At 75.4% G+C, this 9,772-nt stretch carries 7 protein-coding genes and 1 pseudogene; 2 read left to right on the top strand and 6 right to left on the bottom strand.

Annotated features, from left to right (window positions below; genetic code table 11):
* Positions 1 to 37: 37 nt before the first annotated feature.
* From LFA75_RS03215 to lepA, 4 genes are all read right to left on the bottom strand, one after another.
* The gene (locus LFA75_RS03215; protein WP_225232323.1) at positions 38 to 1,765 is read right to left on the bottom strand and encodes an MFS transporter; all 1,728 of its coding nucleotides are present in this window, start codon (positions 1,763 to 1,765) and stop codon (positions 38 to 40) included.
* The gene (locus LFA75_RS03220; RefSeq protein WP_225232324.1) at positions 1,734 to 2,423 is read right to left on the bottom strand and encodes an LppX_LprAFG lipoprotein; all 690 of its coding nucleotides are present in this window, start codon (positions 2,421 to 2,423) and stop codon (positions 1,734 to 1,736) included. The genes LFA75_RS03215 and LFA75_RS03220 overlap by 32 nt, the downstream gene beginning before the upstream one ends.
* Positions 2,424 to 2,484: 61 nt before the next feature.
* Entirely contained in the window at positions 2,485 to 3,132 is a 648-nt protein-coding gene (locus LFA75_RS03225; RefSeq protein ID WP_225232325.1) for an MOSC domain-containing protein, read from the bottom strand.
* Positions 3,129 to 4,967, bottom strand: a complete 1,839-nt coding sequence (lepA, locus tag LFA75_RS03230; protein ID WP_225232326.1) for a translation elongation factor 4 — start codon at positions 4,965 to 4,967, stop codon at positions 3,129 to 3,131. The genes LFA75_RS03225 and lepA overlap by 4 nt, the downstream gene beginning before the upstream one ends.
* A gap of 76 nt (positions 4,968 to 5,043) precedes the next feature.
* On the opposite strand from lepA, the gene LFA75_RS03235 reads away from it, so the two are divergent.
* Positions 5,044 to 5,973 carry a phosphotransferase gene (locus LFA75_RS03235; RefSeq protein WP_225232327.1) on the top strand — a complete coding sequence of 310 codons (930 nt, stop codon included), beginning with the start codon at positions 5,044 to 5,046 and terminating at the stop codon, positions 5,971 to 5,973.
* Positions 5,974 to 6,157: 184 nt separating this feature from the next.
* Entirely contained in the window at positions 6,158 to 6,418 is a 261-nt protein-coding gene (gene rpsT / locus LFA75_RS03240) for a 30S ribosomal protein S20 (RefSeq protein WP_225232328.1), read from the top strand.
* 100 nt (positions 6,419 to 6,518) lie between these two features.
* Here rpsT and holA read toward each other — a convergent pair whose 3' ends face one another.
* Together holA and LFA75_RS24045 are read right to left on the bottom strand one after the other, a co-directional pair.
* Positions 6,519 to 7,535: a DNA polymerase III subunit delta gene (gene holA, locus LFA75_RS03245; protein ID WP_404820926.1), complete on the bottom strand. Its 1,017-nt coding sequence runs from the start codon at positions 7,533 to 7,535 to the stop codon at positions 6,519 to 6,521.
* 406 nt (positions 7,536 to 7,941) lie between these two features.
* Positions 7,942 to 9,267: pseudogene (locus tag LFA75_RS24045) on the bottom strand (ComEC/Rec2 family competence protein); the annotation flags it as partial.
* Positions 9,268 to 9,772 lie beyond the last annotated feature (505 nt).

The raw sequence follows: 9,772 nt of genomic DNA on the forward strand, positions 1-9,772 counted from the left end.
CTGGTGCAGGAGGACGGACTTCCCGGCACCCCCCTGATCAACGTCCGGAGGAAGCGGGGACCCGGTCGCGGAGCAGGAGGACGGCGGCCACGGCGGCCAGCCCCGCGGCCCCCGCAGCACCGGCGAACACGGTGTGCAGCTGGGTGAGCACCGCGGCGTCGACCGCCCGGTCGTAGACGGCGCAGTCGCCCGGTGCGGTCGGGCAGCTGACCAACGGGCTCGGGATGCCCCGCACCACCTCGGTGAACCGGCGCAGCGCGATCGCGGTCAGCAGCGAGAGCCCGACCAGCATGCCGATCGTGCGGGCGACCACGACCAGCGAGCTCGCGCTGCCGTGCACCCGGGACGGCGTCACGGCCAGCAGCACCACGTTCACCGGCGCCACCGCGAGACCGAACCCCAGACCGGCCGCCACCAGCGCGACGGTCGACGTCCAGCTGTCCAGCGCGGTGGCGTCCCAGCGGGTCATCGCGACGAAGGCCAGCGCGGCCAGCGCCATGCCGACCCCGGCGACCCACCGCGGCGCCACCCGCCGGCACAGCCACCCACCGGCGACCGCGCCCACCGGGACCGCGACCAGCAGCTCCACCAGGACCAGGGCAGCACCCAGCTGGTCGGTCTCCGTGGTCGCCCGGGCGAACAGCGGCACGTCGACCAGGGCGGCGACCAGCGCCACCCCGACCAGCACGTTGACCAGCAGCGCACCCCACGCGCCGACCGGTCGCAGCTCGGGCAGCGGCAGCAGGGGCTCGGCGGTCCGGCGCTCGTGCACGACGAAGACCGCGGCCGCGACGGCGGCCAGCGGCAGCAGCACCGGCCCGTGCGCGACCACCTGGGTGGCCGGGTCGGCGGCGGCGAAGGCCCACACCAGGCTGCCCAGCGCGACCACCACCAGCACCGCGCCGAGCAGGTCCACCTCCCGGGCCAGCGCGGGCAGGCCGCGCAGCGGGAGCAGCGGGTGCGCCGCGGTCGCCGACCGCATCAGCACGCCGACGGTCGCCAGCACCGCCACCAGCACCAGCGGCGTCGTCCAGGCCGGCCCGGCCACCGGGACCCAGGCCAGCCCGAAGGTGACGTCGGTGGCCAGGACGTCGGGCTCGGCCAGCTGCAGCCCCAGCGCCGCGGCCGCGACCACGGCGCAGCCCACGCCGACGAGGTCCCGGCCGGCCCGCCGCGGGCCGCTGACCCGCAGCGCGACCGCCAGCCCCACCCCCAGCGCCAGGTTCAGCCAGAAGATGGCCCGCCAGTCCGAGACCGCCAGGACCGCGGCACCGGCCAGCGGTCCGAGCACCGCGCCGGCCTCCTGCACCGCACCCACCACCCCGAGCGGGACGGCGCGCCGCTCGGGCGGCCACCGGTCGGCGACCAGCGCCAGGGTGGCCGGGACGAGGCCGCCGGCGCCGATGCCCTGCAGCCCGCGACCGAGCACCGCCGGGCCCAGGTCCACCGCGGTCGCGGTCAGCAGCGAGCCCAGCGCGAACAGCAGCAGGCAGCCGACCAGGACCGGCAGCCGCCCGCGGAGGTCGGCCAACCGGCCCAGCAGGGGCAGCGTGGCGGTGTAGCCGAGCAGGACCCCGCCGATGATCGGCGTGGCCTCCTGCAGCTGGTCCAGGCCCACACCGACCCCGGCGAGGATGTCGGGCAGCGCCAGGACGACGACATAGGTGTCGGCCGCCGAGACCAGGACGGCCAGCGTCGCCAGGACGACGGTCAGCCGCCCCGGCGCGGTGACCTCAGCTGGTGGGCGGTGCGGTGATGGAGACATCGGCCCCGAAGTCGGACAGGACGATCGTGTAGCTGCCGGTGTCGTCGGCGCTGAAGAACGGCCCGGTCAGCTCCACCTGGCGCAGCTCGCCGGAGTCGGTGGCGACGGAGAAGACCGCGGTGACGTCCTGGGCCGGGTCCTCGCTGGTGAGCAGGTCGGCGACCAGGTCCCCGGGCAGCGTGCCGGTGACCTCCCGGACGACCTCGCCGTCCACCCGGGACTCGTCGCCGAGCTCGGGCGACTGCGCGGCGGTGAGCAGCTGGCTGATGCCGGTGTCCGGGTCGATCAGCGCGCCGGGGTCGCCGACGCCGAGGGTGGCCGGGTCGACCACGCTGTAGCCGGTGGTCAGCGGCAGCTGGGCGTACACCGTGCCGTCGACCGAGATGACCTCCGCGTCGATGGAGCTGCCGAAGGCCTGCACCTGCAGCGTGCCGCTGAAGGACGCCGGCCGGGCGATGTCGCCCTCGCCGCCGAGCAGGGCGTTGCCCCCGGCCGGGGCGCCGTCGCTGGTCAGCACGAAGTGCACGCTGGCGGCGTCGTCGAGGGTGGTCTTGGCCCGGGCGAGCAGGTCGCCGGCGGACTCGTCGGAGCTCCCGCCGCCGCAGCCGGCCAGCACCAGGGCGGTCAGCAGCAGCGCCGCCGTCGTCCGCAGTCTCATGTCGCCTCCCCGGGGACTCCCCGTGAGGCCCGCGCGGACAGTAGCGCGGGGGCCCGACGGTTCAGCCGACGAGCGCGGCGATGCGCCGGGCGAGCTTCTCGCGGTCCTTGTGCGGGACGACGTCCAGCGCCGGCTCGATCTCGACCAGCTTGGACCGCTGGGTGGTCAGCGCGCGGAAGAACAGGCCCGCCGTGACCCCGTGGTCGGGCCGGTGCACGACCTCGACGGCGTCCCCGGCACCGAGCTCGCCGGCCTGCAGCACGCGCAGGTAGGCCCCGCTCGCGCCGTGCGCGGTGAACCGCTTGACCAGGTCGGGGACGTCCCAGTATCGGGCGAAGTTGGCGCACGGGATGCGCGGGCCGGTGACCTCGAGCAGCGCGGTGCCGACCGCCCACCGCTCGCCGAGCACGGCGCCGGTGAGGTCGAGCCCCGTCGTCCGCAGGTTCTCCCCGAACGACCCGGGCGGCAGCTCGCGGTCGAGCTCGGCGGCCCACCAGTCGGCGTCGTCCTGCGCGTAGGCGTAGACGGCCTGGCCCTCGCCGCCGTGGTGCTTGCGGTTGACCTGCCGGTCGCCGTCCAGCGTCTCGGCGAGGACGGCGACCCGGCCCGGCACCGGGCGCTTGCGGATCCCCGACGTCGCGGGCCGCTTGCCCGGCAGCGGCAGCAGGTCGTCGCCGGAGACGCAGACCGCCTCGACCCGGCCGGTCACTTCTTGGTGGGCTCGGCGTTGGAGAGCGCGGCCACGAAGGCCTCCTGGGGGACCTCGACGCGGCCGACCATCTTCATCCGCTTCTTGCCCTCCTTCTGCTTCTCCAGCAGCTTGCGCTTGCGCGAGATGTCACCGCCGTAGCACTTGGCCAGCACGTCCTTGCGGATCGCGCGGACGGTCTCGCGGGCGATCACCCGGGCGCCGACGGCGGCCTGGATCGGCACCTCGAACTGCTGGCGCGGGATGAGCTCGCGCAGCTTGCCGGCCATCATCACGCCGTAGCCGTAGGCCTTGTCCCGGTGCACGATCGAGGAGAACGCGTCGACGGCCTCGCCCTGCAGCAGGATGTCCACCTTCACCAGGTCGGCCTCCTGCTCGCCGGCCTCGGCGTAGTCCAGGCTCGCGTAGCCGCGGGTGCGGGACTTCAGCGCGTCGAAGAAGTCGAAGATGATCTCGCCCAGCGGCAGCGTGTAGCGCAGCTCGACCCGGGACTCCGAGAGGTAGTCCATCCCCGACAGCGACCCGCGCCGGCCCTGGCAGAGCTCCATGATCGTGCCGGTGTAGTCGCTGGGGGCGATGACCGTGGCGTTGACGATCGGCTCGAAGATCTTGTCCATCTTGCCGTGCGGCCAGTCGCTGGGGTTGGTGACGACGTGCTCGCTGCCGTCCTCCATCACCACGCGGTAGACCACGTTCGGCGCGGTCGAGATCAGGCTCAGGCCGCTCTCGCGCTCGAGCCGCTCCCGGACGATCTCCAGGTGCAGCAGGCCCAGGAAGCCGACCCGGAAGCCGAAGCCCAGCGCCGCCGACGTCTCGGGCTCGTAGACCAACGCCGCGTCGTTGAGCAGCAGCTTGTCCAGCGACTCGCGCAGCAGCTGGTACTCGCTGCCGTCGATCGGGTACAGGCCGGAGTAGACCATCGGGTTGGGGTCGCGGTAGCCGCCGAGGGACTCCGCGGCCGGGTGGTGCTGCAGGGTGACGGTGTCCCCGACCCGGGACTGCCGGACGTCCTTCACCCCGGTGATGAAGTAGCCGACCTCGCCGACGCCGAGGCTCTCCACCGGCTTGGGCTCGGGGCTGATGACCCCGATCTCCAGCAGCTCGTGGGTGACGTTGTTGCTCATCATCTTGATCCGCTCGCGGCCGGAGATCCGGCCGTCGACGACGCGGACGTAGGTGATGACCCCGCGGTAGATGTCGTAGACCGAGTCGAAGATCAGCGCCCGGGCCGGGCCGTCGGCGTCACCGGTCGGGGCCGGGATCTTCTCCACGATCATGTCCAGCAGCTCGGGCACGCCCTCGCCGGTCTTGCCGCTGACCCGCAGCACGTCGTCGGGCTCGCAGCCGATGATGTGCGCGATCTCCGCGGCGAACTTCTCCGGCTGCGCCGCCGGCAGGTCGATCTTGTTCAGCACCGGGATGATCGTCAGGTCGTTCTCGATGGCCAGGTACAGGTTGGCCAGCGTCTGCGCCTCGATGCCCTGCGCGGCGTCGACCAGCAGCACCGCACCCTCGCAGGCGGCCAGCGAGCGGGACACCTCGTAGGTGAAGTCCACGTGGCCCGGGGTGTCGATCATGTCCAGCACGTACTCGGTGCCCACGTGCTCACCGCTGCGCGGCGTCCAGGGCAGCCGGACGTTCTGGCTCTTGATGGTGATCCCGCGCTCGCGCTCGATGTCCATCCGGTCGAGGTACTGGGCGCGCATGTTGCGCCCCTCGACGATGCCGGTCACCTCGAGCATCCGATCGGCCAACGTCGACTTGCCGTGGTCGATGTGGGCGATGATGCAGAAGTTCCGGATGCGGGCCGGGTCGGTGCGGGCGGGTGCAGTCACAGTGCCCCCATCGTCCCACGCGGGGACGACGGAGAATGCGATCGCCTGCCGAGACGTGTCCGGCGATGCTCTGCCGGTGTCCTCCCCCGGTTCGCCCCGTCTGCCCTACGCCGACCTCCCGGCCGGTCTGCGGGCCGCCGTGGACGACGCCCTCGGTTCGCCGGTCGTGTCGGTGTCGCCCCGCACCGGTGGCTTCTCGGCCGGCCCGGCCGCCGTGCTCACCTGCGCCTCCGGGCGCCGGGTGTTCGTCAAGGCCGTGGGGACGTCGATCGACCCCGGCACCCTCGAGCTGGTCCGCCGGGAGGGCCGGACGGCGGCCCTGCTGCCCGCGTCGCTGCCGGTCCCGGCGCTGGTGGCCCAGGTGGACCACGTCGCCCCGGACGGGTCGGCCTGGACGGCGCTGCTGCTCGAGGAGGTCGCCGGGGCCGCGCCGGCCACCCCGTGGACCGTCGAGGCGGCCCGGGCGGTGCTGGACGACGTGGCGGCCTGCACCGCTGCCGCCACGCCCTGCCCGGTCCCGGGCCTGCCGCCCTTCGCCGCCGTGGTCGGCGACGACCTGGCCCGCTGGGCCCTGCTGGTCGACGAACCGCCGGCCGACCTCACCGGGTGGGAGCGGGAGCACCTGGACCGGCTGGTCGGCGTGCCGGACCGCCTGCTCGACCGGGGCGGCTGCGTCGGGGACTCCCTCGTGCACACCGACCTGCGCGCGGACAACCTGCTGGTCACCCCATACGGCGGCGCCGTCCTGCTCGACTGGGCCTGGCAGAAGGACCCCGCTGCCCCCCAGGACTCGCAAGCTCGCCCCGGGCCCCTGCAGCGGGGCCGGGAGGGCGCCCGCAGGCCCTCGTCGGGGACCTCCCCGCGGTCCGGGCGGCCGACCCCCGGGACGTCACCGACGTGCTGGCCGGGCTCACCGGCATGTGGGGGGTGTCCATGCGCCGGCCGCCCCCGCCGCACATGCCGACCCTGCGAAGCTTCCAGCGCCGGTTCCACGACGCGGCGCTGACCTGGGTGCAGCAGCGGGCGGCGGGCGGACACTGGTGACCCCGCCGGGTGGCCCGCGGTGGGGTGGCCTCGGCCACGCTGGGCAGCGGTCGGACGGGCTGGTAACCTGGCGAACCGGTCCACGCTGCGCCTGTGCGCCGTGGACGTGACAGCAGACTTTCCCCGAGAAGACCCGAGGCTCACGCGTGGCGAACATCAAGTCCCAGATCAAGCGGATCAAGACCAACGAGAAGGCGCGTCAGCGCAACGTCGCTGTCAAGTCCGCCCTGAAGACCTCGGTCCGGCGTTTCCACGCCGCCGCCGCGGCCGGGGACAAGGACGCCGCCGACACCACCCTCCGCGCCGCCAGCAAGCTGCTGGACAAGGCCGCCAGCAAGGGCGTCATCCACAAGAACCAGGCCGCGAACCGCAAGTCCTCGCTGGCCAAGCAGGCCGCCTCGCTCTGAGGCACCGCGCCCGCTCGACGAGCCCCCCTCCCCGCACCGGGGACGGGGGTTCGTCGCGTCCCGGGGGTCGGGCCGGCCGCACGGACCAGCAGGGCGCAGGTCAGTAGCGGGACGTCGACCGGCCGCCCCGGCCACCGCCGGCCGCGGTCCGCAGCTCGACGATCCGGCGCACCGCCCGCTCCAGCGCGTAGTCCGCACTGGCCGCGACACCCTTGACGTCGGCGTTCAGCTCGGCGGCCACCCCGATGGCCTGCTGCAGCGCCGGGATGGTCCAGCCCCGGGACTGCGCCTGGGCCTTCTTCACCTTCCACGGCGGCATCTTCAGCTGGCGGGCCAGGTCACCGATGTTGGTCGTGCCCAGCGAGGCCACCCGCGCGGCGGTGCGCACCCCGTCGGCGATGGCGTCGGCCAGCAGGACGTGCGGCACGCCCCGGTCCAGTGCCCACCGCAGCATCTCGATGGAGCCCGCGTTGTCCCCGACGAGCACCCGCTCGGCGACGGTGAAGCCGGTGACCTCGGCCTGGCCGCGGTGGAACCGCGCGACCGCGTCGGCGTCGATCGAGCCGCCGAAGTCCGAGACCAGCTGGCTGGCCGCCGCCGACAGGGAGCGCAGGTCGTTGCCGACCGCCTCGAGCAGCGCGGTGGCGGCATCGGGGGTGATCTTGCCCCCGACCCGCCGGACCTCGTTGCGCACGAAGGTCATCCGGTCCCCGGCCGAGACCAGCTTGGGGCACTCGTCCTCCGCCGCCCCGGCCTGCCGGAACGCCTTGAGCAGCGCCTCGTTGCGCTTGCCGCCGCTGTGCACCAGCACCAGGGTCAGCTCGGGGTCAGGGTCCTTCGCGTAGCTGAGCAGGGAGTCGACCAGCGCGCCGGCCGCCTCGTGCACGCCGGTCACGACGACGAGCCGGTGACCGCCGAACAGCGAGGGGGCGAGCACGTCGGCCAGCTGACCGACCGGCAGGCCGAGGGCCGCCAGCTCGTGCTCCTCGGAGTCGGGGTCCATCCGGCGGACCGCGGCCCGCACCTCCGACGCCGCGCGGGCCCGCAGCAGCTCCTCCTCGCCGACGACCAGGCGCAACCGGGACAGCGGAGGCGGTGGAGCGGCGGTCGGCGGCACCGGCCCATCGTGTCACGCAGGTCCGACACCGCCGTCGGCTGCGCGGGGGCCCGGGCAGGGACCCGGGCACCACCGCGGGACCGGCCACGGCCCGCTGCACGGTGTCCACCCCGCGGGCGGCCGTCCCCCAGTCGCCGGCCTGCTCCACCACGGCCAGGTCGCCCTCCAGGTCGGTGCGGTGGACCTCCATCCCGGCGTCCGGCAGCCAGTCGAGCAACCGGCCGGTCGGGTGGCCGTAGTCGTTGTCGGCGCCCACCGAGATCACCGCGACGCGGGCGCCGGTCGCGGCCAGGAAGTCCGGGTCGGCGTCCCCGCTGCCGTGGTGGGGCACCTTGAGCACGTCGACCCGCAGGTCCAGCCCGCGCGCCAGCAGCCGGGCCTCGGTGTCCGCGCCGAGGTCGCCGGTCAGCAGCACGGCGATCCCGTGCTGGACCACCCGAGCCACCATGGACAGCGCGTTGGCGTCCGCGCCGGGGCGGGCGTCGGCGCCCGTCGGCGCGAGCACCTCGATCCTCGCCGTCCCCACGGTCCGCACCGTGCCGGCGTCCAACTGGGTGAGCGCGGCCCCGGCGGCGGCGACCTCCCGGGCGACCGGGCCGATCCGGTCCTCGGTGGGTGCCAGCAGCCCGGTGGCGACCTCCCCCACCTCCCGCCCGGCCAGGGCGCCGGCCAGCCCGGCGACGTGGTCGGCGTCCAGGTGGGACAGCAGCACCAACGGCAACCGGTCGACGCCCAGCCGGGTCAGGCAGTCGTCGACCAGCTCCGGGTCCGGCCCGGCGTCCACCAGCACGGCCTCCCCCGGCGCCGTCGGCAGCACCAGCGCGTCGCCCTGGCCGACGTCGCAGGCCACCAGCACGCTGCCGGGCACCGGCCACCCGGTGGTCAGCTGGCGGGCGGGCCAACCCAGGGCGACGACCCCGACCACGACGGCCAGCGCCAGCGGCCGGGTGCGCGGCCAGCGGACCAGCACGGCGCCGCCGGCGACCAGCAGGCCGAGCAGCAGCAGGGCCCCGAGGGGACCGGCCGGCCACCCGGTCGCCCCGTCGGGCACGGCGGCCGCCCGGTCGGCGACCAGGACCAGCCACCGGGTGGGCCACCCGGCCAGCCACACGAGCAGGTCGGCGACGGCGGGGCTGACCGGACCGGCCAGCACGGCGAGCAGCCCGAGCACGGTGGCCGGGGCGACGGCGGGGGCCGCCAGCAGGTTGGCCGGCAACGACACCGCGCTGACCAGACCGGACATCCCGGCCACCAGGGGTGCGGTGACCAGTCCGGCGGCCGCGCTGACCGCGAGGGCGTCGGCCAGCAGCGCCGGGATCCCCCGGCGCCGCCAGGCCCGGGACCACCCCGGTGCCAGCAGCACGATGCCGGCCGTGGCCGCGACCGACAGGGCGAACCCGCCGTCGCGGGCCAGGCCGGGGTCGACGAGCACCAGCACGCACACCGCCGCCGCCAACGCGGGCACCGCGACCCGGGACCGCCCCGAGGCCAGGGCCAGCAGGGTGACCGCCCCCATCGCGGCGGCCCGCAGCACGCTGGGGCTCGGCCGGGCCAGCAGCACGAACCCGACCAGCCCGAGCACCCCGACCGCAGCCTGCCAGCGCCGGTCGACCGCCCGCCGCCGCAGCGGCCACAGCAGCAGTGCCAGCACGATCGCCACGTTCGCCCCGGACACCGCGGTGAGGTGGCCGAGGCCGGCCCGGCGGAAGTCGCTGGTCACCCCGGGCTGCATCCCCGTGGTGTCCCCGACCACCAGGCCGGGCAGCAGGCCTGCCTCGTCCGCGGGCAGCACCCGGGCGGCCGCGGCGGCCAACCCGCCACGCAGCTCGCCGGCCACCTGCTGCGCCGTCCCGGCCGAGGCCGCCGGCTCCGGGGGCGCCCGCGCGGAGAGGACGGCGACGACGTCGTCGCCGCCCTCGGCCGGGCCCACCTCCACCCGCACGAGCACCTCCGTGCCGGGCAAGACCCCGGTCCAGTCCTCGGCGGTGCCGAACACCAGCACGCGGGCCGGGCGCAGCGGCGGCGCCCCGGTGACCGCGGTGACCGTGCCGGCCACGAGCACGCGGGCCGGGCCTGCTCCGCCGGTCAGCGCCCGCGGGTCGTCCTCGACGGCGAGCCTCACCGTCACCACCGCGCCGCGGTCGGCCAGGTCCACCAGCGGCGACGTCTCCCGCTCCCCCGTCCGCACGGCCCCCGCCGCCGCGGCCACGGCCACCCCGGCGAGCAGGGCGACCGCC

This window comes from Klenkia terrae (assembly GCF_900491935.1).
Taxonomy (GTDB): domain Bacteria; phylum Actinomycetota; class Actinomycetes; order Mycobacteriales; family Geodermatophilaceae; genus Klenkia; species Klenkia terrae.

Coding starts and splice junctions, on each gene's coding strand:
- LFA75_RS03215 (WP_225232323.1), bottom strand. CDS start 1,765: ATGTCTCCATCACCGCACCGCCCACCAGCTGAGGTCACCGCGCCGGGG.
- LFA75_RS03220 (WP_225232324.1), bottom strand. CDS start 2,423: ATGAGACTGCGGACGACGGCGGCGCTGCTGCTGACCGCCCTGGTGCTG.